24 protein-coding genes are annotated in these 24,369 nt (G+C 70.6%); 5 read left to right on the top strand and 19 right to left on the bottom strand.

From position 1 onward, the window contains the following. Positions 1-15: 15 nt before the first annotated feature. The 3 genes from N1028_RS04685 to N1028_RS04675 form a co-directional block, all read right to left on the bottom strand. The gene (locus N1028_RS04685) at positions 16-2,094 is read right to left on the bottom strand and encodes a YhgE/Pip family protein (protein ID WP_259525659.1); all 2,079 of its coding nucleotides are present in this window, start codon (positions 2,092-2,094) and stop codon (positions 16-18) included. Further along, the gene (locus N1028_RS04680) at positions 2,091-5,108 is read right to left on the bottom strand and encodes an MMPL family transporter (protein WP_259525658.1); all 3,018 of its coding nucleotides are present in this window, start codon (positions 5,106-5,108) and stop codon (positions 2,091-2,093) included. The genes N1028_RS04685 and N1028_RS04680 overlap by 4 nt, the downstream gene beginning before the upstream one ends. Before the next feature lie 67 nt (positions 5,109-5,175). Next, on the bottom strand, positions 5,176-6,456 hold the full coding sequence (locus N1028_RS04675; protein WP_259525657.1) for an ATP-dependent DNA helicase: 1,281 nt from the start codon (positions 6,454-6,456) through the stop codon (positions 5,176-5,178). Positions 6,457-6,512: 56 nt separating this feature from the next. On the opposite strand from N1028_RS04675, the gene N1028_RS04670 reads away from it, so the two are divergent. Continuing rightward, positions 6,513-7,559 carry a hypothetical protein gene (locus tag N1028_RS04670; RefSeq protein WP_259525656.1) on the top strand — a complete coding sequence of 349 codons (1,047 nt, stop codon included), beginning with the start codon at positions 6,513-6,515 and terminating at the stop codon, positions 7,557-7,559. Positions 7,560-7,586: 27 nt separating this feature from the next. Here N1028_RS04670 and N1028_RS04665 read toward each other — a convergent pair whose 3' ends face one another. The 11 genes from N1028_RS04665 to N1028_RS04615 form a co-directional block, all read right to left on the bottom strand. Next, positions 7,587-8,639, bottom strand: coding sequence for a zinc-binding metallopeptidase family protein (locus N1028_RS04665; RefSeq protein WP_259525655.1), 1,053 nt, complete (start codon positions 8,637-8,639; stop codon positions 7,587-7,589). Continuing rightward, positions 8,636-10,603 carry a bifunctional copper resistance protein CopD/cytochrome c oxidase assembly protein gene (locus tag N1028_RS04660; RefSeq protein WP_259525654.1) on the bottom strand — a complete coding sequence of 656 codons (1,968 nt, stop codon included), beginning with the start codon at positions 10,601-10,603 and terminating at the stop codon, positions 8,636-8,638. Before N1028_RS04660 ends, N1028_RS04665 begins: the two co-directional genes overlap by 4 nt. A 106-nt stretch (positions 10,604-10,709) precedes the next feature. Then, a complete protein-coding gene (locus N1028_RS04655) occupies positions 10,710-10,997 on the bottom strand; it encodes an HU family DNA-binding protein (RefSeq protein ID WP_022897485.1) in 288 nt (95 codons plus the stop codon). A gap of 104 nt (positions 10,998-11,101) precedes the next feature. After that, positions 11,102-11,407: a 30S ribosomal protein S14 gene (gene rpsN / locus N1028_RS04650; RefSeq protein ID WP_022897486.1), complete on the bottom strand. Its 306-nt coding sequence runs from the start codon at positions 11,405-11,407 to the stop codon at positions 11,102-11,104. 4 nt (positions 11,408-11,411) lie between these two features. Next, positions 11,412-11,579, bottom strand: a complete 168-nt coding sequence (gene rpmG, locus N1028_RS04645) for a 50S ribosomal protein L33 (protein ID WP_259525653.1) — start codon at positions 11,577-11,579, stop codon at positions 11,412-11,414. Then, complete coding sequence (gene rpmB / locus N1028_RS04640) at positions 11,579-11,815, bottom strand: 50S ribosomal protein L28 (protein WP_259525652.1); 237 nt, start codon at positions 11,813-11,815, stop codon at positions 11,579-11,581. The genes rpmG and rpmB overlap by 1 nt, the downstream gene beginning before the upstream one ends. 137 nt (positions 11,816-11,952) lie before the next feature. Then, complete coding sequence (locus N1028_RS04635) at positions 11,953-12,345, bottom strand: Fur family transcriptional regulator (protein WP_259525651.1); 393 nt, start codon at positions 12,343-12,345, stop codon at positions 11,953-11,955. Further along, positions 12,342-13,187 (bottom strand): metal ABC transporter permease, encoded by an 846-nt coding sequence (locus N1028_RS04630; RefSeq protein ID WP_259525650.1) that lies wholly within the window; start codon positions 13,185-13,187, stop codon positions 12,342-12,344. The genes N1028_RS04635 and N1028_RS04630 overlap by 4 nt, the downstream gene beginning before the upstream one ends. After that, a complete protein-coding gene (locus N1028_RS04625; protein ID WP_259525649.1) occupies positions 13,187-14,104 on the bottom strand; it encodes a metal ABC transporter permease in 918 nt (305 codons plus the stop codon). Before N1028_RS04625 ends, N1028_RS04630 begins: the two co-directional genes overlap by 1 nt. 2 nt (positions 14,105-14,106) lie before the next feature. Continuing rightward, positions 14,107-14,820: a metal ABC transporter ATP-binding protein gene (locus N1028_RS04620; RefSeq protein WP_259525648.1), complete on the bottom strand. Its 714-nt coding sequence runs from the start codon at positions 14,818-14,820 to the stop codon at positions 14,107-14,109. Between the two features lie 4 nt (positions 14,821-14,824). Then, positions 14,825-15,877, bottom strand: a complete 1,053-nt coding sequence (locus N1028_RS04615; protein WP_259525647.1) for a metal ABC transporter substrate-binding protein — start codon at positions 15,875-15,877, stop codon at positions 14,825-14,827. A 79-nt stretch (positions 15,878-15,956) separates the two neighbouring features. Here N1028_RS04615 and N1028_RS04610 point away from each other — a divergent pair, with 79 nt between their 5' ends. Then, positions 15,957-16,625 (top strand): hypothetical protein, encoded by a 669-nt coding sequence (locus N1028_RS04610; protein WP_259525646.1) that lies wholly within the window; start codon positions 15,957-15,959, stop codon positions 16,623-16,625. Positions 16,626-16,666: 41 nt separating this feature from the next. Here the strand turns inward: N1028_RS04610 and N1028_RS04605 are convergent, their stop codons facing one another. The 5 genes from N1028_RS04605 to N1028_RS04585 are packed head-to-tail and all read right to left on the bottom strand — an operon-like array spanning position 16,667 to position 21,935. Next, entirely contained in the window at positions 16,667-18,064 is a 1,398-nt protein-coding gene (locus N1028_RS04605) for a dihydrolipoamide acetyltransferase family protein (protein ID WP_259525644.1), read from the bottom strand. 17 nt (positions 18,065-18,081) lie between these two features. Then, positions 18,082-19,074, bottom strand: a complete 993-nt coding sequence (locus N1028_RS04600; RefSeq protein WP_259525643.1) for an alpha-ketoacid dehydrogenase subunit beta — start codon at positions 19,072-19,074, stop codon at positions 18,082-18,084. Then, the gene (locus N1028_RS04595; protein ID WP_259525642.1) at positions 19,071-20,219 is read right to left on the bottom strand and encodes a thiamine pyrophosphate-dependent enzyme; all 1,149 of its coding nucleotides are present in this window, start codon (positions 20,217-20,219) and stop codon (positions 19,071-19,073) included. The genes N1028_RS04600 and N1028_RS04595 overlap by 4 nt, the downstream gene beginning before the upstream one ends. Then, positions 20,216-21,289, bottom strand: a complete 1,074-nt coding sequence (locus N1028_RS04590) for a histidinol-phosphate transaminase (RefSeq protein ID WP_259525641.1) — start codon at positions 21,287-21,289, stop codon at positions 20,216-20,218. Before N1028_RS04590 ends, N1028_RS04595 begins: the two co-directional genes overlap by 4 nt. Positions 21,290-21,311: 22 nt before the next feature. Continuing rightward, positions 21,312-21,935, bottom strand: coding sequence for a GNAT family N-acetyltransferase (locus N1028_RS04585; protein ID WP_259525640.1), 624 nt, complete (start codon positions 21,933-21,935; stop codon positions 21,312-21,314). A 45-nt stretch (positions 21,936-21,980) separates the two neighbouring features. On the opposite strand from N1028_RS04585, the gene N1028_RS04580 reads away from it, so the two are divergent. The 3 genes from N1028_RS04580 to purB are packed head-to-tail and all read left to right on the top strand — an operon-like array spanning position 21,981 to position 24,368. Continuing rightward, positions 21,981-22,385, top strand: coding sequence for a phage holin family protein (locus N1028_RS04580; protein WP_259525639.1), 405 nt, complete (start codon positions 21,981-21,983; stop codon positions 22,383-22,385). A 16-nt stretch (positions 22,386-22,401) separates the two neighbouring features. Next, complete coding sequence (locus N1028_RS04575) at positions 22,402-22,929, top strand: low molecular weight protein-tyrosine-phosphatase (RefSeq protein ID WP_259525638.1); 528 nt, start codon at positions 22,402-22,404, stop codon at positions 22,927-22,929. A 44-nt stretch (positions 22,930-22,973) separates the two neighbouring features. Next, positions 22,974-24,368, top strand: coding sequence for an adenylosuccinate lyase (purB, locus tag N1028_RS04570; RefSeq protein WP_259525637.1), 1,395 nt, complete (start codon positions 22,974-22,976; stop codon positions 24,366-24,368). Position 24,369 lies beyond the last annotated feature (1 nt).

Here is a 24,369-nt window from a genome sequence, read left to right as displayed (position 1 = left end):
ACCCGGCGAAAGCGCCTAGGCCGGCTGCGGGGCCACCGCGATCACGGTGCTCCGTGACCTCGCCCGCATGACCGCGATGAGCGAGAGCACGAGCCCGATCGCCGCGAACACGAGCAGCACGAGCGCTTCCCGGCCCGCGCTCGCAGCCGCACCGCCACCGATGAGCGCCTGCATGCCCGCGATGGCATGCGACAGCGGCAGCAGCTCCGCGAGCCCGGTGTAGAGCGGAGAGCTCAGCCCGTTGGGCACGATCACGGCGGCCGCCGCGACCTGCACCACCACGAGCGCGAGCGAGATCAGGCGCCCGGCCTGCCCGAAGAGCGCCACGAGCCCCTGGTGCAGCATCACGAAGCTGAGCGACATCACGAACGAGAACAGGATGCCTCCGGCGAGGTGGGCGGGCTGGGCCCCCACCGCGAAGAGCACCACGGCCACGACCGCCGCCTGCACGAGCGCGAGCAGCGCTGCGGGCACGAGCGAGCCGATCACCACCCGGAAGGTCGACGCGGTCGACGCGAGGTCGCGGCGCCCGAACGGCGCGAGCAGGAGGTAGATCGCGAAGGCGCCGATCCACAGCGCGAGTGGCACGGCGACGGCGCCGATGGCGGCCGCGGGCGAGGGCGGCGCCTTCAGGTCGCTCTGCTCGGTCACGATCGGCTGGGCGACCACGGTCGAGATCGTGGTCTGCTGATCGGTGGTGTAGCTCGGGATCTTCGCGGCGGCCTCGCCGAGCCCGGTCGCCAGCTCGCCCACCTTGCCCGCGAGGTCTGTGGAGCCGCCGGCGATGCCCGTCGCCGCGGTCGACAGGTCGCCGAGGCCCTTGGCGAGCCCCGCGGTCCCGAGAGCCAGCTCATCCGTGCCGTCGGCGACCTTGGTGAGAGTGGTCGTCAGCAGCGGCAGGTCCTCCGCGAAGGCGGCGCTACCGGTGGTCACCTGGGCGGAGAACGCCTCGAGCGCCGTGACACCGAGGGCGTCGACGCCGAGCCCGAGGGTCACGCCGAACGAGGCGACGCGGATGCCCGCAGCCGTCTCCTGCACGCCGGCCAGACGCGTCTGGATCTCGTCGGTGGTGAGGTCGGGCACGGCGGCGCTGAGCGCGGCGATCTCGGCCTCGAGATCCTTCTGCCGTTGGTCGATCGCGTAGCTCTCCAGGGTCTCGGTGGCGAGACGGCTCTTCACGATGTCGATGCCCCCGGTGACACCGGCCGATCCGGTGGCGATGTAGCCCGCGTAGACCGGCAGGTCCTCGGTGCCGACCGCGATCTCACGCATGCCACCAGCGAGGCCCTGCACGGCCGTGTTCAGGTCGGCACCGCCCTTCGCCGCCCCGGCCACACCCGTCGCGAGGTCGCCGGTGTAACCGGCAAGGGTGTTCGCGCCCGCGGCGAGCTGGGCGGCGCCGCCCGCCGCCGTGCCGAGCTGCGTGCTGAGCTCGGTGAAGGCGCCCAGGGTGCCCGTCACGTACTGCTCGGTCGCCTTCGCCGAGAGCGTCGCCTGCAGGTCGGTCGAGAGCGCGGTGGCGAGCAGGCCGGTCACGTAGCTGTTCGCCCCGTTGGTCTGCACGCCGAGCTGGGCCTGCACGGGATCGCTGGTGGCGGTCGAGACGTAGGCCGCCGAGAAGTCGGCGGGCACGGTGACGACGGCGGCGAACTGGCCGGAGGCCAGGCCGGCCGACGCGGTGTCGGCGTCGGTGACCGTCCAGCTGAAGCCCTGGCCCGACGTGCCCGCGGTGAGCTCGCTCACGAGGCCCTTGCCCGCGGCCACGGGCGTGCCCGCCTGGTTCGGGTTCGATGGGTCGGCGGGCACGATCGCCCCGTCGTCGAGGTAGACGATGGCGTCGAGGTTCACGACCGCGGCCGGGAGCAGGGGAGTGGCGGCAGGCGCCGGCGTGTCGGCCGCGGTCGTGGCGGTGGGAGTCGGCGCGGGGACGGCGCCGGCGGCCGCATTCGCGGAGGGGTCGGAGTGCAGCGCGGTCACGGCGACGCCGGCGATGAGCAGAGGCGTCAGCACGGCGAGCACGACGGCCACGCGCCGCGCGAGCGGTGAGAGGGCACCGCTGTCGCCACGGCGCACGAGGGAGCGGAGGCTCGTCATGCGGTCACCTCTTCTCGGGGATTCTGGTCGGTGGGGGAGTCCGGCGCGTCCGGGTCGGAGGCACCCGACGGGGAGGACGGCGGTGGCGACGCCGATGGCACCGACGGTGGGGTGGGCGGCTCCGGCTTCACGGCGGCGAGCGCGATCACGCGCACCGGCCTGCTGCCCGCCTCGAGGCGCGCTCCGTGGTGCGCCACCACGAGGGTGGTCTCGAGCGGGAGCGCCTGGTCGATCACGGCGAGCGCGTGCTGCAGGTGGGCGGTGGGGATGCCCGTGGCATCGATGGCGATCAGCCGCACCCGCGCCGCGCGCCCCGGACCGACAGAGGCGGATCCCGCTCCGGCGGCAGCCGTGGCGACGGCGACCTGGCGGATCCACTCCGCGGCGAGCTCGCGCCCCCACAGCTCGCGGAGCTCCTCGCCGACCTCGTGCTCGAGGCGCTCCACCACGCTCAGGGCGCCCGTGGGCAGTCGCCGGAGCGGCACGCGCTCCGGCAGCAGGTCGCCCTCGACGGGCCGCGCCACCAGCACGCTGTGCCGGCGGAGAGCTGCTGCGTGCACCGGCAGCGGCTGGTCGAGCACCCGCAGGTGGCCCTCCAGCAGGCGCTGGCGCCCGGTCACGGCCGCGGCGACGGCTTCCGGATGCGTGCCGGCGGCCCCGGTGACCACCACGAGCGATCCGGTCTCGGCGCGCACCGAGAACGGTGCCACGAGGGCACCCTCGGCGGCAGCCTCCACCACGGCGTGCTCCGCGGCCACGGCGAACGGCCGGGAGTCGCGTCCATCGGAATCTGCGTCGTCCGACGCCTCCGCCTCGCCCACGAGCGGCCGCCAGGCCACGGCGTCGAGCATCTCGCGCACGCCCTCGCCCTCGAGGTCGACGTTCGGCAGCACCCTCTCGAGCCGCTTCGGGATGGCCCAGCCCACGCGGCCGAGCAGCATCATGAGCGCGGGGATGAAGGTCATGCGCACAAGGAACGCGTCGATGAACACGCCGGCCGCGAGTCCCAGGGCGATCGGCTGCAGGATGGCGTTGCCGCCCGGCACGAACGACGCGAAGACCGCGAACATGATGCAGGCCGCCGCGGTCACGACGCGCGCCGCCCCGATGAAGCCGTGCGTGACCGAGTAGTGCGCATCCCCGGTCTTCACGAACTCCTCGCGCATGCGCGAGACGAGGAACACCTGGTAGTCCATCGCGAGGCCGAACAGCACGGCCATCAGGAGGATCGGGAAGAAGCTGATCACGGGGCCCACCTTCGCCACACCGAAGACATCGGCGAGCCAGCCCCACTCGAACACCGCGGTGACGATGCCGAACGAGGCGGCCACCGAGAGCAGGTAGCCGATGGTGGCCGAGATCGGCACGGCGAGCGAGCGGAACACGATCGTGAGCAGGATGATGCAGAGCCCCACCACGACCACCGCGAACGGCAGCAGGGCGTCGGCGAGCTGCGCCGAGACGTCGATGCCGAGCGCGGTCTGCCCTGTCACCATGTAGGTGAAGCCGTTGGCCTCCTCGAACGCGGGTGCGGCATCCCGGATGGTGTGCACGAGCTGCTCGGTCTGCACGCTGTCGGGCGCGCTCGAGGGGATGATGGAGACGATGGCCATGTCGAGCGTGGGGTTGGGGATGGCCTTGCTCACGCTCGCCACGTCGGCGAGGCCGGCGAACTGGCTCTCGAGGGCGTCGAGGGCGGGGGAGAGGTCGGTGATGGTCGAGATGTCGGCGGTGATGAGCAGGGGCCCGTTGAAGCCGGCTCCGAAGCCGTCGGTGAGCTGCTCGTAGCCCTCGCGCGACATCGAGCCCTCGGGGTTGTAGCTCGCGTCCGGGAGCGTGAGCCGGAGCGACGTGGCGGGCAGGGCCACGATCACGAGGCCGACCACGACCACCACGACCGTGATGACGGGCTTCGCGGTGGCGAGCGCCACCCAGCGGGCACCGAGGGTGCGCTTGGTCGAAGAGGGATCGCTCGAGGCGAGCTCGCGCCTGGCCGCACGGGAGGTGGGCTTCGGGATGAGCCGTCGGCCGAAGAGGCCGAGGACGGCGGGCAGCAGGGTGAGTGCCACGAGCACGGCGATGACGACCGAGATGGCGGCGCCCACGCCCATGACCGTGAGGAACGGGATCTGCACCACCGAGAGCCCGAGCAGCGCGATGATGACGGTGAGGCCCGCGAAGACGACGGCGCTGCCGGCGGTGGCGACGGCCGTGGCCGCCGACTCCTTCGGATCCATGCCGTGGATGAGCTGCGTGCGGTGCCTGGCCACGATGAACAGGGCGTAGTCGATGCCGACGGCGAGCCCGAGCATGGTGGCCAGCAGGGGGGCGGTCGACGAGATCGAGACGAAGCCGGAGACGATCGTGATGGAGGTCGAGGTCACGGCCACCCCGATGATGGAGGTCACGAGCGGCATGCCGGCGGCCAGCAGGGAGCCGAAGGTGATGAGGAGCACGATGAAGGCCACGATGAGGCCGACGGCCTCGGTGTAGTCGACGGCCGCCTCCGGGGCGTCGGTGACGCCCGAGAAGTAGACCTCGAGGCCGTCCGTGGCGGCCGCGTCGCCCGCCGCGACCACGGCCTCGTTCTCCGCCTCCGTCAGCTCGGTGGAGGCCACGTCGTACTGCACCGTGGCGTAGGCCATCGTGCGGTCGCCGTTGATCTGGGCCGTCGCGTTCGCGGAGAAGGGGCCCGTGACGCTCGTGACGTGGTCGAGCGGCGTGAGCGCCGTGACCGCGGCGGCGATCTGGTCCTCGAAGTCGTCGACGGTGCTGCCGGCGGGCGGCACGAAGATGACCTTCGCCGAGCCGCCCGACGCCGCGGCGAACCGCTGGTCGAGCATGTCGATGGCCGTCTGCGACTCGGTTCCCGGGATGGCGAACGACGACGACATGGTGCCGCCGAGCGCCCCCGCTCCGGTGATCGCGAGGCCGAGCACGACGACCCACCCCACGATCACGGCGATGCTCCGTCGTGCGGCGAATCGGCCGATGCGGTACAGCAGTGTAGCCATCTCTGTCCCCTCCTCTCGAAGGGTACCGGTCGCCGGAGGCGGCTCGAGGCCCAGGTCACGCCCCCGTTCAGGGGGTCGGAGGGCCCGCCCGCCTCGCCATGAACGACCGCACGGCCGGGTCGACGATGATGTCGGAGGGGCGGAGCGGGCGCGTGAGGTAGAGGCCCTCGAGCGAGGTGAGCCGGGAGAGTGCCACGTAGGTCTGCCCGGGGCTGAACACCCGGCTGCCGAGGTCGACGACCGCCTCGTCGTAGGTCTGCCCTTGCGATTTGTGGATGGTGACGGCCCAGGCCAGGCGCAGCGGGAACTGCGTGAACTCGCCGATCACCTCCTTGGTGAGCTTCTTCGACTCGGCGGAGTAGGAGTAGCGGTGCTTCTCCCAGGCCACCGGATCGACCTCGTGCACCTCGCCGTCGACCTCCACCCACACCGTCGACGAGATCTTCGTGACCGTGCCGACGGTGCCGTTCACCCAGCGCTGCTCGGCGTCGTTGCGCAGGAACATCACCTGGGCGCCGACCTTCAGCTCGAGCTTCTCGTCGGCCGGATAGGCCCGGCCGCCGAAGTCGCCCGAGATCCCGGCCTTCGCCGACAGCACGCGGCCGGGCAGGCGGCCGAGGGCCGTCTGATTGATGCGGTTGACCGAGTCGTTGCGCGTGGCGAGCGTGATGGCGCTCGGGGGTGCGGGGGAGCGGGCGCCCGTGCTGTTCAGCACGTCGGCGATCTCCTTGGTGACCATGCCGAAGCGCACCGCGTTGAGCATGAACTTGAACTCGTCGTCGTGCTGGCGGTGGATCTCGGTGAGCTCGACGATCTCGAGCTCCGTCTGCTCCCACACCTTGGCGTCGAAGAACCACATCGAGCGGTAGTGGTCGGTGAAGTAGGCCCGCTCGTCGCTGTCGCCCGGAACGGGCGCCAGCTGATACGGATCGCCGAACAGCACCACCTGCACGCCCCCGAAGGCCTCGAGCGGGCGCTGCCTGGCCTGGCGCAGCGATCTGTCCACTGCGTCCATGAGGTCGGCGTTGACCATCGACACCTCGTCGATCACGAGCGTGTCGATGGTGTTGAGGAGCTTCTTGACCTCGCGGTTCTGCTCGATGTCGTGGTCGGCCACGACCCCGATGGGCAGCTTGAAGAGGGAGTGGATGGTCTGCCCGCCCACGTTGAGGGCCGCGACCCCCGTGGGCGCCGAGATGACGAGCTGCTTCTCGGTGTTCCAGGAGAGGTGGTTGAGCAGGGTCGACTTGCCCGTGCCGGCGCGACCGGTGACGAAGACGTGGCTGCGCGTGCCCTCGATCAGGTCGAACACCCGCTGCTGCTCGGCCGAGAGGGTGGGACGTGCCATCAGGCCAATCTACCGCGCCGCCGGGCGCGATCCCGGCCGCCGCCTAAACTGTGCACATGGATCCGGCCGTTGTGGACAAGCGCACAGCGCTGCACCGCTCGATCGTGATCTACACCGGTCTGCTGCTGCTCACGCTGGCCGCGGTGTTCGCGTCGGTCGGCATCCTCAACCGCGAGCTCTACAGCGCCTCCTCGTTCGTGCGCATGTACCTCGAGGCCCTCGCCGAGCACGACGTCGAGGCCGCCCTCGCCACCCCGGGGGTCGATCTCGGCACCGACGACGAGCCGGGAACGGGCTCGGCCTCGCTCGTGGTCCCGGATGCGCTCAGCCGGATGGAGGCGATCACCGAGGTCAGCGACACCGAGATCGTGCCCGGCCGGCACCGCATCGTCTACTCCTACACGCTCGCCGCCGGAGGAGCCGACGGCAGCCCCGCGGTCACGGTGCCCGGCCAGACCGAGTTCGACGTGGTGCAGACCGGCATGAGCTGGTTGTTCTTCCCCGAGTGGGAGTTCTCCCGCTCTCCCACCGCCCACGCCGGCATCACGGTCTCGCACGCCGCCGACATCCTGGCCGGCACCTCCCGGGTGGCCGTGGGAGCGCCGGGCGACTTCCGGGCGAGCGGTGAGTACGAAGTGCTCGTGCCGAGCCTCACGATGCTCTCGCACCGCTCCACCTACCTCGGCGCCCTGCCCACACGCCTCACCGCCACCAAGCCCTCCGCGAGTGTGAGCGCGATCGTCGATGTGCAGCCCACCACCGCGTTCGTGAGCACGGTGCAGGCGACCGTCGACGAGTTCCTCGACTCCTGTGCCGACGAGCCGCTGCTCTACCCGCCCGGCTGCCCCTTCGGTCTCGATGTCGACGACCGCATCGTGTCCGAGCCCTCGTGGTCGATCGAGGCCTACCCCGTGCTCACGATCCTCGCCGGCCAGGAGAGCTGGGTGGTGCCGAACGCGACCGGCGCCGCCCGCGTGAAGGTCGACATCCGCTCGCTCTTCGACGGCACGGTCTCCACGCGGGACGAGCTCGTGGCCTTCGACACGACCTTCTCGCTCTCGATCGACGCCGAGGGCGCGATCGTGTTCGGCCCCCGCGGCTAGCGCGCCTGCCGCGGCGGTCCGCTCAGGTCAGCGGATGCACGCCACGAGCCGGTGCACGAAGGCGAGCTTCTTCGCCACCGGCGCCACGATGCCGAAGGGGTAGAGGTCGCGCAGCCCCATCGAGCGGTTGACGCGGTTGAACATCAGCGAGAGCCAGCGCCAGTCGGCGAGCACCTCGTCGAACCCCGCGTTCCGGTACGACACCCGCGGCTCGACGTCACCGTGGTCGAAGCCGCCGATGCGCTCGGCGCGCAGCACCACACCGGCGTGAGCGGCCGTCGACAGCGTGCCCGTGATGTGCAGGTAGTGCGCGAAGGTCTCGGCGAAGTCCTCCCAGGGGTGCATCGTGGCGTAGTCAGAGATGTACTTCTCGATCCAGCCCTCGGGCGCACCGTCCCGGTAGTGCCGCTCGAGCGCGTCGGGGTAGCTCGCGCGATCGTCGCCGAAGAGCGCACGGCACTCGTCCCAGCCCTCGCCCGTGCCCGGGGCCGCGCCCGGCTCGTCGAGCAGGATGGGCTGGAAGTAGTGCCCGATCTCGTGCCGGAAGTGCCCGAGCATCGTGCGGTACGGCTCGCCGAGACGCACCCGCAGCGCCTCGCGGTGGGCGTCGAGCGACTCGGCGAGGTCGATCGTGATCACGCCGTTCGCGTGCCCGATGATCACGGGCTCCCCGCCCACGCTCGACACGAGGTCGAACGCGAGCCCGCCTGGCTTGTCGTAGTAGGGCTCGATCGGCAGGCCGAGGTCGATCAGCTGCACGAGCAGCCTCCGCTTGTCGACCGCCGCGGTCGCGAGCTTGCCGAGCGCCACCTCGTCGTCGTCCGGCGGCCGACGACGGGTGAGCCGGCAGCTGAGGCACTGCCCGCTCGGCTCGTCGGTCTCCGCGAGCCAGTTGCAGCGCCGGCTGCGGTTCACGCAAGCGCGCCACGCCGGATCCTGTTCGACGGGCCGGAATGAGCCCGACGGCGGGTGGAAGCCCAGCTCGGTGGAGCAGCCGGGGCACTCGAGCGACTCGAAGAACACGACGGAGCCGCAGACCGGGCAGTGCGGGTCGACGCCGGCATCGGCGGAGTCGCTCACGACCGGCCTTCTCGCCGCGCGAGCTCCTCGAGCATGGCGTTGTACTCGCCGAGCTCGGCCTCGTTCGTGCGGTCGGCCTTCCGGTCGAGCCGCTTGGTCTCCTTCTTGTCGCTGCGCGACCACTGCACGGCCACGATGAGCGCGAGCGCGAAGGTGGGGATCTCACCGATCGACCACGCGATGCCCCCGCCGGCCCGCTGGTCGTCGATCGCGCTCGGCCCCCAGTCGCGGCCGGTGGCGCCGTACCAGTCCGAGAGCAGGAGCCCGTCGCCCTCCATCAGCGCGAGCCCGAAGAAGGCGTGGAACGCCATGGTGGCGAGCAGGAGCAGCAGCCGGAACGGGTAGGGCAGCTTGTAGGGCACCGGATCGATGCCGATGAGGGCCTGCACGAACAGGTAGCCCACGATCAGGAAGTGCACGATCATCCACTCGTGCCCGATGTGGTTCTCCATCGCCCAGCGGAACAGCGGCGTGTAGTAGAACGCCACGAGGCTCGCGGCGAAGAGCACGCCCGCCACGATGGGGTTCGCCACCACGGTCGCGAACTTCGAGTGCACCCCGATCAGGATCCACTCCCGGAAGCCCCGCGTGCCGTCGTCGCGCTTCTTGATGGCGCGGAGGGCGAGGGTCACCGGCCCCGCCGAGACGAGCAGCACCGGGATGGCCATGCTGAGGGTCATGTGCCCGAACATGTGCATGCTGAACAGGTACTTCTCGTAGACGTTCAGCCCGCCGTTGGTCACGTAGAACAGCATCAGGAGCCCGGCGACCCAGAGCACCGAGCGGTACCACGGCCAGCGGTCGCCGCGCCGGTGCAGGCGGATGACGCCGGCCAGGTAGAACACGATCCCGAAGGCGCAGACGAGGATCCAGATGAGGTCGAAGTTCCACTGCGCGAGGAAGGTCGACGCCGTGAGCTCGGGCGGCAGCGGCTCGCCCGTGAGGATCTGCGCGGCCGTCTGCTCGGGCGGCACGGTCTCGGGGATGGGCGTGGCCGTGCGGGCAAGGGCGGCCCCGAAGCCCGTGGCGATGCCCATGAAGCCGAGCTCGGCCACCACGAGCCACCAGAAGTGGTGGCGACGACCGGTGCCGGCGAGCTTGCGGATGACGAAGCGGCGGTGCACCGCGCCGATCAGGCCGAGCGCCACGAGCGCGCCGACCTTGACGAGCACGATCAGGCCGTAGGGGGTGAGCAGGCGGTCCAGCGAGCCGATCCGGAGCTCGGCGCTCACGTAGCCCGAGGCCGCCACCACGATGAAGCAGACGAGCGCCACCGACGAGTAGCGGCTCACGACCGTCACGAGGCGGGGCGTGTCGAGCCCGCGGCTGAGCAGGGCGATCACGAGCAGGCCGCCGAGCCAGGCGGCGGCGAAGACGAGGTGCAGGCCGAGGGCTGCGACGGCCGCGTCGTGCCCGTCGGTGCCGGCGGCGTGCCCCTGCTGCGCCATCGGCACGAGCGCGACCACGGCGAGGACCCCGACGAACAGCAGGGCGGTGAGATTGCGCACGGCGAAGCACAGCACGGTCACGACCGCACCGATGAGGGTCGTGGCGAGCCAGGCCTGGCCGAGCTCGATCTGGGTGAGGAACTGCCCGAGCCCCTGACTGAACGAGTCGTCGAAGCTCAGGGCCCTGGCGGTCACGCTGAGGTAGCTGAAGAAGCCCGTGAGCGCGGAGGCGATCGTGAAGAGAGCAGCGGATGCTGCGGCGACGTCGAGCGAGCGGGTGAACGACGGGCTCGCGGGCGGGATCGCGAAGAGCGCGAGACCGATGGCGCCGATCATGCCCGCGGCCGAGAGGTTGACGAGCAGCTTGGCGATCGGGAGCCCGTAGCGCACGACTTCGCCCGGATCCTCGAGCAGCTGGGGTGCGGCGCCGCCGCCAATGGCGAGGCCGGTCAGCAGTGCCACGAAGGCGACCACGACGAGCGTGGCCGGCCCGGCGATGCGTACGACTCTCAGCACCTCACTACTGTACGCGGCGCATCCTGAGCACTCGCACGGTGGGCAGGGCCCGGGAACGACGAAGGCGCCGACCGGAGTCGACGCCTTCGTGTGTGTGCAGCCCGAATTACTTGGCGGCGGCCTTCAGCTTGGAGCCGGCCGAGATCTTGACCGAGTGACCGGCCGGGATCTCGATGGTGGCGCCGGTCTGCGGGTTGCGACCGGTGCGAGCGGCACGCGAGGTGCGCTCGACGGCGAGCCAGCCCGGGATGGTGACCTTGGTGCCGGAGGCGACCGAGTCGGCCAGCGTGGAGAAGAGAGCGTCGAGGACCTCGTTGACGGAAGCCTGCGTCTGGCCGGAAGCGGCGGCGACGGCTGCGACGAGCTCGGTCTTGTTGAGTGACTTGTCAGCCATTTGAAGTGTCCTCCTCGGACCTTTTCGCTGCAGGTGCAGCTGTTTACGTGGAACGGACCCGGCCTCGCGGGCCAGTTCGGTTGGTCTGTTCGACCGGGGGTAATTTACCAGCTGGACTTCGTGATGCCCGGCAATTCGCCCCGGTGAGCCATGTCGCGGAACCGGACACGGCTGATTCCGAACTTGGTGAGGACACCGCGGGGGCGGCCGTCGACGGCGTCGCGGCTGCGCACGCGGATCGGCGAGGCGTTGCGGGGGAGCTTCTGCAGACCGAGGCGAGCGGCTTCGCGCTCCTCGTCGGTCGACGTGGGGCTCACGAGAGCCTTCTTCAGCTCGAGGCGCTTGGCCGCGTAGCGGTCCACGATCACCTTGCGCTGCTCGTTGCGGGCGATCTTGCTCTTCTTGGCCATGTGGTTACCGCTCCTCTCGGAAGTCGACGTGCTTGCGGATGACCGGGTCGTACTTCTTCAGCACGAGACGGTCGGGGTTGTTGCGACGGTTCTTCTTGGTCACGTAGGTGTAACCGGTGCCCGCCGTCGAGCGGAGCTTGATGATGGGACGGACGTCCTGCTGCTTTGCCATTAGAGCTTGATCCCCCGAGCCTGGATGTCCTTGACCACGGACTCGATGCCGCGGGCGTCGATGACCTTGATGCCCTTGGCGCTCAGCGTCAGGGTCACGTTACGGCGGAGCGACGGCACGTAGTACGTCTTCTTCTGCACGTTCGGGTCGAAGCGCCGCTTGGTGCGACGGTGCGAGTGCGAGATGTTGTGACCGAAGCCGGGAACGGCTCCAGTCACCTGGCACACTGCTGCCATTGTTTCCTCCGTTGATTACCGTGAAGCGAGTGCCTCACCCAAGATGACTTGTCGACAGGTCCTGCCGCGCTCTTTCGAGCATCGTGCACGACCCGCAATGGGCGGAGGATTCCACCCAACCTGTGAAGCTTACACCATCACGCGGGAACGGGCGGAACGCAGGCGGAGCAGAAGCCGAAGATGTCGACGACGTGCTCGGGCCGGCTGAAGCCGTGCTGCTGAGCGGTGCGACGGGCCCACTCCTCCACCTCGTCGGCCTCGATCTCGACCGTGAGACCGCAGCTTCGGCAGATCAGGTGGTGGTGGTGCTCGAGCGAGCAGGCGCGGTAGAGCGACTCGCCCTCGGGCGACTGCAGCGAGTCGGCCTCACCCTCCTGGGCCAGGTCGGCGAGCGCGCGGTAGACGGTGGCGAGCCCGATGTGCGAGCCCGAGTTCTTGAGCGAGGAATGCAGACCCTGCGCGCTCACGAAGCCCATCTGGGTGCCGAGCGCCGATCGCACGGCCTCCCGCTGCCAGGTGTTGCGCTTCACGACCGCACCGCCTCTTCCGTTCCCGCCGACGACCTTCCGGCCGGCCGCTTCCACCGTAGCCGCTGAAGCCGGGAGATCCCCAGGGCGAGCACGAAGAACAGAGCGGCTGTGAGCGAAATCGAGGCTCCGGCCGCCACCCCGAGACTCCGGGATGCCACGACGCCGATCACGCCGGAGAGGGCGCCGATCACGGGGGCGAGCACGAAGATCTGCGTGGTGGTGCGCGCGAGCAGCCGGGCTGCTGCGGCGGGCGCGGCCACGAGCGCGAGCGCGAGGATGGCGCCGACCGCCGGCATGGCCGTGACGACCGTGATCACCACGAGGGCGAGCGTGATCGCCTCGACCACCCACTCCCGGTAGCCCGCGGCCCGGAAGCCGGCCGGGTCGAGAGTGGAGAAGAGGATCTCCTTGCCGGTGAGCAGCAGCGTCACGGTCGCGACCACGAGCACCGTGGCGGTGGCCGCGAGATCCCCGTCGGTGGCGTTGAGGATCGAGCCGATGAGGTAGCTGTCGACGTGGATGGGCAGTTCGGGGAAGAAGGCCTGCAGGAACACCCCGAGGGCGAACCCGGCGGTGAGCACGACTCCGGATGCGACCTGCGAGCCCTGCCTGTGCACCCGGCCGAGCAGGGTCATCGCCACGATCAGGACGACGCTCGAGGCGAAGGCGCCGAGCATGACGTTGGCGCCGAGCGCGGCCGCGAGCACGGCTCCCGGGAAGGTCGCGTGCGTGAGCGCCTGGGTGAAGAAGGCGCGGCGGCGGAGCACCACGACGGTGCCGACGAGGCCGCAGACCACGCCCAGGAGGATCGCGATCACGAGGGCCCGCTCGTAGTAGCCCATCAGCGCACCCGTCCGGCCCTGGGGTGGTCGTGGTCCAGGCGCCCGGTTGCGCCACCGGCCCGGACCCGCCGGAGCGCATCCGCCACCACCCGCACGACGAGCACCACGAGGTAGCCCGCCACCACCACGAGCACGACCGTGGCCCCGCTCGGCGCCGGGATGCCGGCCCCCACCGAGAGCGCGAACGCCACCGAGAGCCCGAGCCAGCCCGCGAGAGCGGCGAACCCGCCTGCGACCGCGAAGATCAGCCCGATCCGCCCGGCCACGAGCCGCCCCACCGCGCCCGGCACGATGAGCACCGCGAGCACGAGCAGGTTGCCCACGGCGTTCGAGGCCGCCACCACCACGAGCGCGATGGCGACGTTCAGCACGAGGTCGAGGCCGAGCACCCGGTAGCCCGCCGCCGCGGCCCCCGTCGCGTCGAACGCGCGGTACACCTGGCCCTTGAGGGTGACGAGCACGAGCACGAGGGCGATCGCTGTGACGATGACGGTCTGCACGAGATCGGCATCGGTCACCGTGAGCAGGCGGCCGAAGAGCAGCTGGTCGAGCTGCCCCACGTAGTCGCTCTGGGTGGAGACGACGATGATGCCGATCGAGAACATGCCGGTGAGCACGATGGCGGTGGGCGCATCCGACGACCCGGCCCGGCGGCTCACGAGCGTGAGCACGACGGCGGCGATCACCGCGGCCACGACGGCTCCGACGTAGAGGCCCTCCCGCCCCGAGACGACGTAACCGATCACGAGGCCGGGGAACACCGCGTGCACGAGCCCGTCGCTCACGAACTCGAGCGCGCGCAGGTTCACGAGCACGCCGATGATGCCGGCGACCACCGAGAGTGCGAGCAGCACGCCGAGCGCCTTCGCCATGAAGGGCAGGGCGAAGGGATCGATGAGGAAGGCGGCGGGGTCCACCGTCAGGGGGTCCGCGGCGGTGCGGGCGGGAGCTCGCCCACGGCCATCCGCCCGTGCTCGAGCAGCAGCACGCGATCGCAGACCTGCTGGGCGAGGTCGAAGTCGTGCGTGGAGACGAGCACGGCCACGCCCTCGGCCTTGAGGGCCGCGAGGGTGCTCACGAGTGACGCGCGGTTCTCCTGGTCGAGGCCGTTGAACGGCTCGTCGAGCAGCAGCAGCGACGGGTCCGACACGATCGAGCGGGCGAGGATGCCGCGCTGCTGCTGGCCGCCCGAGAGGTCTCCGAAGCGCCGCTTCGCGCGGTCGGTGAGGCCCACCGCGGCGAGGGCAGCGGCCACCGCGGCCCGATCCGCCGCACCCGGCAGCCGGAACCAGCCGATGGAGCGGTAGCGGCCCATCATGACGACCTGCTCGAGGGTCACCGGGAACTGCGGATCGAGATCGTCGTGCTGGGGCATGTAGCCGATGCGGGAGGCGTAGCGCTGCCTCGAGGTCTGCCCGCCCACCTCGATCGTGCCCGCCACGAGCGGCACCTGGCCGAGCACTCCCTTCAGGAGCGTGGACTTGCCGGCACCGTTCGGCCCGATCAGCGCGACCGCCTCGCCGGGAGCGAGCTCGAGGGTGACGCCTTCGAGGGCGGTCTCTGCACCGTACGCGAAAGCCGCCCCCGTCACCCGGAGTGCGGGGGAGGGAGCGGCGGAGTCGCGAGCGGTCACCCGGTCAGTCTTCCAGGTCTCGAGGCACCGCGCTGGGGGTCACTCCCCACGACTCGAGGATGACGGTCGCGTTGTGGATCTGCGAGGCCAGGTAGGTGGCTCCGTCGCTGCCCTCGGGGCCGAGCGAGTCGCCGTAGAGCGCCTCCTCGCCCGAGTACACCGTGACGCCCGCCTCGGCGGCGATGGTGTCGGCGGCCTTCGGCGAGATCGATGCCTCGGAGAAGACGGCCTTGACCCCGGTGACCTTGATGGCGGCCACGAGCTCGTCGATCTCGGCCGCGCTCGGCTCGGCGTTGTCGTCGAAGCTCGGGATGACGGAGCCGACGTAGGTGATGCCGTAGGCGTCGACGAAGTAGGTGAAGGCGTCGTGGTTCGACACCAGCAGGCGATCGGCCTCGGGCACGGTGTCGACGTTGGTGTGGATCCACTCGTCGAGCTCGGCGAGCTTCGCTTCGTAAGCCGTGGCATTGGCCTCGAAGTCGTCGGCGGCAGCGGAGTCGGCCTCGGCGAGACCGGTCTCGATCGTGGCGACCATCTGCTCGGCGCGGTGCGGGTCGGTCCAGATGTGCGGGTTGCCGCCCTCGTGAGCGTGCTCGTCCTCCGCGTGCGCCTCGTCTGCGTGCGCTTCGTCGGTATGGGTCTCGTCGTCGGCGTGCTCGTGGCCGTCGCCGGCCTCGTCGCTGGAGAGCTCGATGCCGGTCGAGGCGTCGATCGTGGTGCCCGAGAAGCCCGAGGCCGAGATCGCGTCGTCGAGCCACTCCTCGAGGCCCGCGCCGTTGATCACGAGCACGTCGGCCGAGCCGAGCGCCGCGAGATCGGCCGCGGAGGGGTCGTAGCTGTGCGCGCTCTGGTTGGGCTGGATGAGCTGGGTCACGGTCGCGGCGTCGCCCGCCACCTGCCTAGTGAAGTCGGCGACCTGCGTGGTCGTCGCGACGACCTGCAGCTGCTCTCCTGCGGCTGCGGTCGCACCCGTCGCCCCTCCACCCGAGGCGCACCCGGCCAGAGCGAGCGCGGTGGAGGACAGGAGCACGGGGAGGACCAGCGTCTTCTTCTTCACTCGCCCAGTGTATTGATAATGATTTTCAATACCAAATCCGAGTCACCGTGCCGTTGTTCGTGCCCACTACGCTGTGGCCGTGCATCCGGACTTCGCCGCGTATCACCGAGCTCGTCGCCGCGCCGTGCTGCCCGGACGGATCGCGCTCGTGCTCGTGGCGGTCCTCCTCGTCGGAGCGGCCGGCTGGGGGATCGTCACCCGCCCCGTGCCGGTCTCGGCGGCCGCGGCGAGCGTCTCGGGCGACTCGATCGGAGTGCTCGCAGGCGCCCCGGCCGGCGGCGCTCCGGCCGGAACGGTGCCGGAGCCCCCCGCTGCAGACCTCCCGGTCGCGCCGGCCGCCGAGCCCGGGCCGGCACCGGCACCGGCACCGGGCGAGCCCCGCGCCCCGCTGAGCGTGGCGATCGGGGTCACCGCGCGCGGCCACCAGGCCGAGCTCGACCTCTGCCAGTGGGTGCGCATGGACATCGGGGCCGTGGCGCCGATCGTCGGGGCGCACAATTACTGCCGCGGCGACGTCGTGCTCGATCTGCTGCCCGGCGACCTCGTGGCTCTCACCGGCACAGAGCTCGACGGCGACTACCAGGTCACCGGCAGCCGTGACGCGCAGGCGGGCGACGACCCGGCGGCAGCCACCGCGGGTCTCGAGGCCGACCTGCTGCTGCAGACCTGCTACTGGGGCGACACGGGCCTCCGCCTCGTGGCCCTCCGCCGGGTCGACCTCTCGCTGCCGCCGACCCCGGCGCCCTGAGCCTCTGTCGAGGCGCACCGCATCTGGAGAGCAGCAGCGCGTCAGTCGAGCAGCAGCGCCGGCTCCTCGATGATCGACGCCACGTCGGCCACGAAACGACTGGCCACGTCGCCGTCGACCACGCGGTGATCGAAGCTTGCACCGATCGTCGTGACGAAGCGGGCGCGCACCTCACCGTCGACCACCCAGGGCTTCTGCTTGATCGTGCCGAGCGCGACGATGCCCACCTCGCCCGGATTCAGGATCGGGGTTCCCGTGTCCATCCCGAAGACGCCGATGTTGGTGACCGTGATCGTGCCGTCGGACATGTCGGTGGGGGAGGTGCGACCCTCGCGAGCCGTGATGGTGAGCTGCTCCAGAGCGCCGGCGAGCTCGCGCAGCGACATGTCCTGGGCATCCTTGATGTTCGGCACGATGAGACCGCGCGGGGTGGCCGCGGCGATGCCGAGGTTCACGTAGTTGCGCACGATGATCTCTTTGTCGGTCCAGGCCGAGTTGACCATGGGGTTCCGGCGAACGGCCCAGATGATGGCCTTGGCCATGATCAGGAGCGGGGAGACCTTCACACCGACGAAGTCGGGTGAGGTCTTCAGCCGCTTCACGTACTCCATGGTGCGGGTGGCATCCACGTCGACGAAGAGCGAGACGTGCGGCGCCGTGAACTTCGACGCCACCATCGCCTTGGCGATCTGCTTGCGCATGCCCTTGACCGGGATCCGCTCCTCGCGCACGGGCGCCCACTGCGGCGTCTCGATGTTGTGGAACACCTTCGCCTGGTCGGCGTGCCGGATGACGTCCTCCCGCGTGATGTCGCCGATGAGCCCCGTGGGGGTCACCTCGTCGAGCGCGACGCCGAGGTCTTTGGCGAGCTTGCGGATGGGCGGCTTGGCGATCACCGGGATGCCCGGGATGGGCTGGTGGATGCGGGCCGGGCGCTGGGACGGCGACTTCGCATCCGGCGCCTCGCCGATGGCCGGGATGGCCGTGCGGCGGGAGCGGCCCGTGCGGCGGCTCGAGACGTGGCCCTTGATGCCGTAGCCCACGAGCACGGCGCCGGGCTTCTCGGCCGGAGCCTCGGGGGCCGCAGGCGTCTCCGCGGCGGCGGTGGCCTGCGCCGTCGCTGCGAGCGTGGTCGTGGCCTTGAGATCGGGATCCGGCGCGTCGGTCTCGGGCGGAGCAGGCGGCGGCGCCTCCTCGCCCTCGGTCGCGGAGACCGTGATGATGGCGGTGCCCACGTCGACCGTCATGCCCTCCTCCACCAGCAGGCCCTCGACGGTGCCCGCGAACGGAGACGGAAGCTCGACGAGCGACTTGGCGGTCTCGATCTCGACGATCACCTGATTGATCGCGATGGTGTCGCCCGGGGCGACCTTCCACGAGACGATCTCGGCCTCGGTGAGTCCCTCGCCGACATCCGGGAGGTGGAACTGTGAGCTCATGCTGATCTCCAGGCGCTCTAGTAGGCCATGGCCCGGTCGACGGCTTCCAGGACGCGGTCGGCGTCGGGCAGGAAGAGCGTCTCGAGCTTCGCGGGCGGGAACGGGGTGTCGAAGCCGGAGACGCGGAGCACCGGCGCCTCCAGGCTGTAGAAGGCGCGCTCTGCGACCGTCGCGGCGATCTCGGATCCGACGCTCACGAAGCCTGAGGCCTCCTGGGCGACGACGATCCGGCCGGTCTTGGTGACCGAGTCGAGGATGGGGCCGTAGTCGACCGGGCTGAGCGATCGCAGGTCGACGACCTCCACGCTCACGCCCTCGCCCTGGGCGACCTCGGCGGCCTGCAGCAGCACGCTCACCATGGCGCCGTGGCCCACGAGGGTCACGTCGGTGCCGGTGCGCACGATGCGGCTCGCGTGAAGCGGCGCGGCGGAGGCGGTGAAGTCGACCGGGCCCTTGGGCCAGTAGCGGCTCTTCGGCTCGAAGAACATCACGGGGTCGTTGGAGGCGATCGCCTCCTGGATCATCCAGTACGCGTCGTTCGGGGTCGACGGGCTCACGAGCCGGAGGCCGGGGGTGTGCGCGAAGTAGGCCTCGGGGCTCTCCTGGTGGTGCTCGACCGCACCGATGTGCCCGCCGTAGGGCACCCGGATGACGACGGGCATGGAGAACGCGCCGCCGCCGCGGTTGGTGAGCTTGGCCAGCTGCGAGGTGATCTGGTCGAAGCCCGGGTAGATGAAGCCGTCGAACTGGATCTCGCAGACCGGGCGGTAGCCGCGGAGAGCCAGGCCGATCGCCGTGCCGATGATGCCGGACTCGGCGAGCGGGGTGTCGACCACGCGCTCCTTGCCGAACTCGGCCTGCAGACCCTCGGTCACGCGGAACACGCCGCCGAGCGGGCCGATGTCCTCGCCCATCAGCAGCACCTTGGGGTCGTCGGCGAGCGCCTGCCGGAGCCCGGCGTTCAGCGCCTTGGCCATCGGCAGCTCGTCGAGGGTCGTCTCGGTGCTCATGCCTGCTCCTTCGTGACGGACGAGGCCTCGGGCGAGGTGTCGAACGAGGCCTCGTAGCGCTCGAGCCACTGCTTCTGCTCGGTCACCACGGGGTGCGGCTCGCTGTAGACGTTGTCGAAGATCAGCGCCTTGTCCGGCGGAGTCAGCGCGAGGGTCCGGTGGCGGATGTCGGCGGCGAAGTCCTCGGCCTCGGCGGCGACCTCGGCGAAGAAGGCGTCGCCCTCGCCGAGCGAGCGCAGGTACTTCTCGAGCCGGATGATCGGATCGCGCGACACCCAGAGATCGTGCTGGGCCTGGTCGGCGTACTTCGTCGGGTCGTCCGAGGAGGTGTGGGCGCCGACGCGGTAGGTGAGCGCCTCGATGAACTGCGGGCCGTGGCCGGCGCGGGCCTCGTCGAGGTGCTTGGCGGTCACGGCGTAGCTCGCGAGCACGTCGTTGCCGTCGATCTGCACGCTCGGCACGCCGAAGCCGCGCGAGCGCAGGTAGAGCGGGGTGCGCGACTGCACGGTCACGGGCACCGAGATGGCCCAGTGGTTGTTCTGCAGGAAGAAGACGTTGGGGGTCTGGCTCGAGGCCGAGAACACGAACGCCTCGCTCACGTCGCCCTGCGAGGTGGCGCCGTCGCCGAAGTAGGCGAGCACGGCGGAGTCGACCTCCGGATCGCCCGTTCCGACGAGCCCGTCGCGCTGGAGCCCCATGGCGTAACCCGTGGCGTGCAGCGAGTGCGAACCGATCACGAGGCAGTAGCCGTGGAAGTTGCCGTTCGAGGGGTCGGTGGGATCCCAGCCGCCGTGCGTGTTGCCGCGCAGCAGCTCCACGATCGCGAGCACGTCGATGCCCCGCACGAGGCCGACGGCGTGCTCGCGGTAGGAGGGGAAGATGTGGTCCTGCGGCCGGGCGGCGTAGGCGGAGCCCACCTGGGCGCCCTCCTGACCGTGGCTCGGCACCCAGAGCGCCATCTGGCCCTGGCGCTGGAGGTTCGTGCCCTCCTGGTCGAAGCGGCGCACCACGGCCATGTCGCGGTAGAAGCGGCGCAACTCCGTCTCGCCGATGCGCTCCAGGTAGGAGGCGTACTCCTCCGCGCCGGGGGTGGGCTCGAACGCGCCCCCCGCGGTGAGGAAGCGGACGGTGGGGGAATCGGTCATCCGAAGGCCCTCGCAATCTCGTCTGAAGCGGCCAGCACATTCTCGACCGACTCGGCTTCGCCGATCGTCAGCCTGATGCCGTCCGGCAGGTAGGCGCGCGCCACGATACCGTGACGGCGGAAGATCTCGAGCGCCTCGGCGCTGCGTTCCCCCGTGGGGAACCACACGAAATTGCCGTGCGGGCGCGGGATGCTCGACCAGCCCTGCTCGAGCAGAGCCTCGTAGACGGCGTCGCGGCGGGCGGCGATGTCGGCCACCCGCGCGCGCAGCTCGTCGGCGCGGTCGAGCGAGGCGAGGCCCGCCATCTGGGCGTGGTCGGTGAGGCTGAGGGGCACGCTCGTGGTGCGGGCGGCCGCGAGGATCTCGGCGGGGCCGATCCCGTAGCCGAGCCGGAGACCGGCGAGCCCGTAGGCCTTGGAGAAGGTGCGGAGGACGACGAGGTTGGGGTAGCGGCCCACGAGGGTGCGGCCGTTCACGGCGGCGGGGTCGGTGACGAACTCGGCATAGGCCTCGTCGAGGACGACGAGCACGTCGGCGGGCACCTTCGCCATGAAGCCCTCGAACTCGGCTGCGGTGACGGCCGTCGAGGTGGGGTTGTTGGGGCTGCAGACGAGCACGAGCCGAGTGCGGTCGGTCACGGCGGCGGCCATGGCGTCGAGGTCGTGCCGGTGGTCGGCCGTGTTGGGCACGGCGACCTTCGTGGCTCCCGGGAGCACCGTCATCCAGGGGTAGACCTCGAACGAGCGCCAGGAGTAGACGACCTCGTCGCCGTGGCCGGCGGCCGCGAGGGTGAACTGCATCAGCAGGGCCACGGATCCGGCGGCCACGATCACCTCGTCGGGTTCCACGCCCCATTCGGCGGCCAGGCGCGCCGTGATCTCGGGCGCTGCGGCGTCGGGGTAGCGGTGAAGCCGACGGCTCGCGGCGTCGACGGCCTCGAGCACGCCGGGCAGTGGATCGAACGGATTCTCGTTCGAGGAGAGCTTGAAGCCCTCGGGAGCGGCCAGTCCCTGCCGATAGGCGGGCAGCGCCAGGATCTCGGGGCGCAGCTTGACGGGGCCGGTGGTCATTGCTTCATCCTAGTTCGGCCCGTCAAAGCGCCTTCGGAATATGTCCCGCCCGTCCGTCCGGGTTCTCCCGCTGCTCCCACTCCTCCGCGAGCATCGCGAACACGAGCGTGTCGGTCCATTCCCCTTTGAAGAACTCGTCGCGCACGAAGTGGGCCTCCTGCCGGAGCCCCAACCGTCGCAGCAGGCGGGCGGATGCGTCGTTCCGGGCATCCAGGCGCGCCACGATCCGGTGCAGGCCGAACTCCTCGAACCCCAGTCGCAGCACCGCTCGGGCGGCCTCGGTGGCGTAGCCGCGGCCGGCCACGTCGGCGGTCATCGCGTAGCCGAGCTCGCCCCGCGCATCCGTGGTGCTGTCGAGCTTCAGCAGCACCTCGCCGATCACGCGGCCGGCCTGCTCCTCCGAGGCGCCGAGCTCGATGGCGAGCACGAGCCACTGGCCCTCGGCGGTCACCTGGCCCTGACGGGTGCGCGAGTCGAGCGCCGCCGCCGTCTGCACCCGGTCGCGCACGGGCCACGGGATGTAGCGGACCACCTCGGGGTCGGAGTGGTAGACGAGCAGGTCGTCGAGATCGGCGCTCCGATGCGGCCGCAGCTCGAGCCTGGGGGTGCGGATCGGCAGGTCGGGACTCCACGGCAGGTTCACCATCCAGCGACTCTATGCGCCCGGTGCCCGGTCTGGGATAGTGGGGGCATGCGCAGATTCCTCGTCTCCCTGGTGGCCAACGCGATCGCCCTGTGGCTCACGACGCTGATCGTCGCCGGCGTCAAGATCGACCCGTTCGGCGAGGGCGGCACGGGCGAGATCATCCTCACCTACCTCATCGTCGCCTTGGTGTTCGGCCTCGTGAACGGCATCATCGGCTCGATCATCCGCGTGGTGGCGTTCCCGCTCTACATCCTCACCCTCGGCATCATCTCACTCTTCGTGAACGCCCTCCTGCTCTGGCTCGTCTCCGTGGTGACCGGCTGGTTCGGCTTCGGCCTCATCCTCGAGGGCTTCTGGTGGACCGTGCTGGGGGCCCTCGTGCTGGCCATCCTCTCGGCCATCATCGGGGCCATCCTGCGGCCGCTGGCAGGAGACAGCCGCCGCCGCTGAGTGCCACAATGGGCAGATGCCCCGTGACCTGGACGAGCCCCTCGACGAGGCCTTCCGCATCAGCATGGTCTGCACGGGCAACATCTGCCGCTCGCCCATGGCCGAGATCGTGCTGCGCGATCTCGTGGAGAAGGCCGGGCTCTCCTCGCGCGTGATCGTGACGAGCGCAGGCACCGGTGAGTGGCACGTGGGCGAGCACGCCGATCCCCGCACCGTGGCGGCCCTCGAGGCCCGGGGCTACGACGGCCGGAGCCATCGGGCCCGTCAGTTCGACGCCGAGTGGTTCGACACGCTCGACCTCGTGATCGCGCTCGACCGCAGCCACGAGCGGGTGCTGCGCTCGTGGGCGCGCACCGAGGAGGACCGCCAGAAGGTGCGCCTCCTGCTCGGCTTCGACCCCGAGTTCGCGGGCCGGTCGGACGTCCGCGATCCCTACTACTCCGACGCCGCGATGTTCGACGCCGTGCTCGCCGAGATCGAGCATGCCTGCACCGCCCTGTTCCGCCAGCTCGAGCCGGCCTTCCGCCGCTCACCCGCCCGCTGACCCGCCGACACGCCGACCCGTACCGCCCTCGACCGGAAGCCCCCATGCCCCCTCTGCCTCCCCAGCCCATCAGCCCGCTCGACGGCCGCTACCGCCCCGCCGTGACCGCGCTCGGCGACCACCTCTCGGAGGCGGGTCTCAACCGCGCCCGCGTGCACGTGGAGATCGACTGGCTGCTGCACCTCACCGACCACTCGTTCTTCGGCTCCGCACCCCTCGACCCCGAGCTCGCCCGGCGCCTCCGCGCGGTGGTGCAGGAGTTCGGCCAGGCTGACATCGATCGCATCGCCGAGCTGGAAGCCACCACGCGGCACGACGTCAAGGCCGTGGAGTACTACGTGCGCGAGAAGCTCGCCGCACTGGGACTGAACGCCGTGGCGGAGCTCACCCACTTCGGCTGCACGAGCGAGGACATCAACAACCTCTCCTACGCCCTCACCATCCGCTCGGCGGTTCAGGACGTCTGGCTCCCCGCCTTCACCGCGGTGATCGAGGAGCTCCGCCGCCAGGCGGCGGAGTACCGCGACGAGCCGATGCTCTCACACACCCACGGCCAGCCCGCCACGCCCACCACCATGGGCAAGGAGCTCGCGGTCACGGTGCACCGCCTCGAAAGGGTGAAGGCGCAGATCGAGGGCACCGAGTACCTCGGCAAGTTCTCGGGCGCCACGGGAACCTTCGCCGCCGACCTCGTGGCCGATCCGGAGACCGACTGGCAGGCCGTCTCGCGTGGGTTCGTGACCTCGCTCGGACTCACCTGGAACCCGCTCACCACCCAGATCGAGTCGCACGACTGGCAGGCAGAGCTCTACAATCGCATCAGCCACGCCAACCGCATCCTGCACAACCTCTGCACGGATGTCTGGACCTACATCTCCATCGGTTACTTCACCCAGATCCCCGTCGCGGGAGCCACCGGGTCGTCGACGATGCCGCACAAGGTCAACCCGATCCGGTTCGAGAACGCGGAGGCGAACCTCGAGCTCTCGAGCGCGCTGCTGGACTCCCTGGCCTCGACCCTCGTGACCTCGCGCCTGCAGCGCGACCTCACCGACTCCAGCGCCCAGCGCAACATCGGTGTGGCGCTCGGCCACTCGGTGCTCGCGCTCGACAACATCAAGGGCGGCCTCGGCCAGATCTCGCTCAACCGGCCGGCCCTCGCGGCCGATCTCGACGCCAACTGGGAGGTGCTCGGCGAGGCCATCCAGACCGTCCTGCGCGCCGAGGTCACGGCGGGCCGTTCGTCGATCGCCGACCCCTACGCCCTGCTCAAGGAGCTCACCCGGGGCCGCCGGATCGGCCAGGCCGAGCTCGTGGAGTTCGTCGAGGGCCTCGACATCGGCGCCGAGGCGAAGGCCCGGCTCGTGGCGCTCACCCCTGCGGCCTACACGGGTCTCGCGTCAGAGCTCGTCGACCACATCCTGCCCACCACCGACTGAG

It is taken from the genome of Herbiconiux oxytropis (genome assembly GCF_024979315.1).
Lineage (GTDB): Bacteria > Actinomycetota > Actinomycetes > Actinomycetales > Microbacteriaceae > Herbiconiux > Herbiconiux oxytropis.
Note: the sequence above shows the minus strand (reverse complement) of the source record. Positions and strands in the feature narration are given on the sequence as shown.

Excerpts from the sequence above, each read along its gene's own strand:
- N1028_RS04685 (WP_259525659.1), bottom strand. The coding sequence starts at position 2,094 with ATGACGAGCCTCCGCTCCCTCGTGCGCCGTGGCGACAGCGGTGCCCTC.
- N1028_RS04680 (WP_259525658.1), bottom strand. The coding sequence starts at position 5,108 with ATGGCTACACTGCTGTACCGCATCGGCCGATTCGCCGCACGACGGAGC.
- N1028_RS04675 (WP_259525657.1), bottom strand. The coding sequence starts at position 6,456 with ATGGCACGTCCCACCCTCTCGGCCGAGCAGCAGCGGGTGTTCGACCTG.
- N1028_RS04670 (WP_259525656.1), top strand. The coding sequence starts at position 6,513 with ATGGATCCGGCCGTTGTGGACAAGCGCACAGCGCTGCACCGCTCGATC.
- N1028_RS04655 (WP_022897485.1), bottom strand. The coding sequence starts at position 10,997 with ATGGCTGACAAGTCACTCAACAAGACCGAGCTCGTCGCAGCCGTCGCC.
- rpsN (WP_022897486.1), bottom strand. The coding sequence starts at position 11,407 with ATGGCCAAGAAGAGCAAGATCGCCCGCAACGAGCAGCGCAAGGTGATC.
- rpmG (WP_259525653.1), bottom strand. The coding sequence starts at position 11,579 with ATGGCAAAGCAGCAGGACGTCCGTCCCATCATCAAGCTCCGCTCGACG.
- rpmB (WP_259525652.1), bottom strand. The coding sequence starts at position 11,815 with ATGGCAGCAGTGTGCCAGGTGACTGGAGCCGTTCCCGGCTTCGGTCAC.
- N1028_RS04630 (WP_259525650.1), bottom strand. The coding sequence starts at position 13,187 with ATGGGCTACTACGAGCGGGCCCTCGTGATCGCGATCCTCCTGGGCGTG.
- N1028_RS04605 (WP_259525644.1), bottom strand. The coding sequence starts at position 18,064 with ATGAGCTCACAGTTCCACCTCCCGGATGTCGGCGAGGGACTCACCGAG.
- N1028_RS04600 (WP_259525643.1), bottom strand. The coding sequence starts at position 19,074 with ATGAGCACCGAGACGACCCTCGACGAGCTGCCGATGGCCAAGGCGCTG.
- N1028_RS04595 (WP_259525642.1), bottom strand. The coding sequence starts at position 20,219 with ATGACCGATTCCCCCACCGTCCGCTTCCTCACCGCGGGGGGCGCGTTC.
- N1028_RS04590 (WP_259525641.1), bottom strand. The coding sequence starts at position 21,289 with ATGACCACCGGCCCCGTCAAGCTGCGCCCCGAGATCCTGGCGCTGCCC.
- N1028_RS04585 (WP_259525640.1), bottom strand. The coding sequence starts at position 21,935 with ATGGTGAACCTGCCGTGGAGTCCCGACCTGCCGATCCGCACCCCCAGG.
- N1028_RS04580 (WP_259525639.1), top strand. The coding sequence starts at position 21,981 with ATGCGCAGATTCCTCGTCTCCCTGGTGGCCAACGCGATCGCCCTGTGG.
- N1028_RS04575 (WP_259525638.1), top strand. The coding sequence starts at position 22,402 with ATGCCCCGTGACCTGGACGAGCCCCTCGACGAGGCCTTCCGCATCAGC.
- purB (WP_259525637.1), top strand. The coding sequence starts at position 22,974 with ATGCCCCCTCTGCCTCCCCAGCCCATCAGCCCGCTCGACGGCCGCTAC.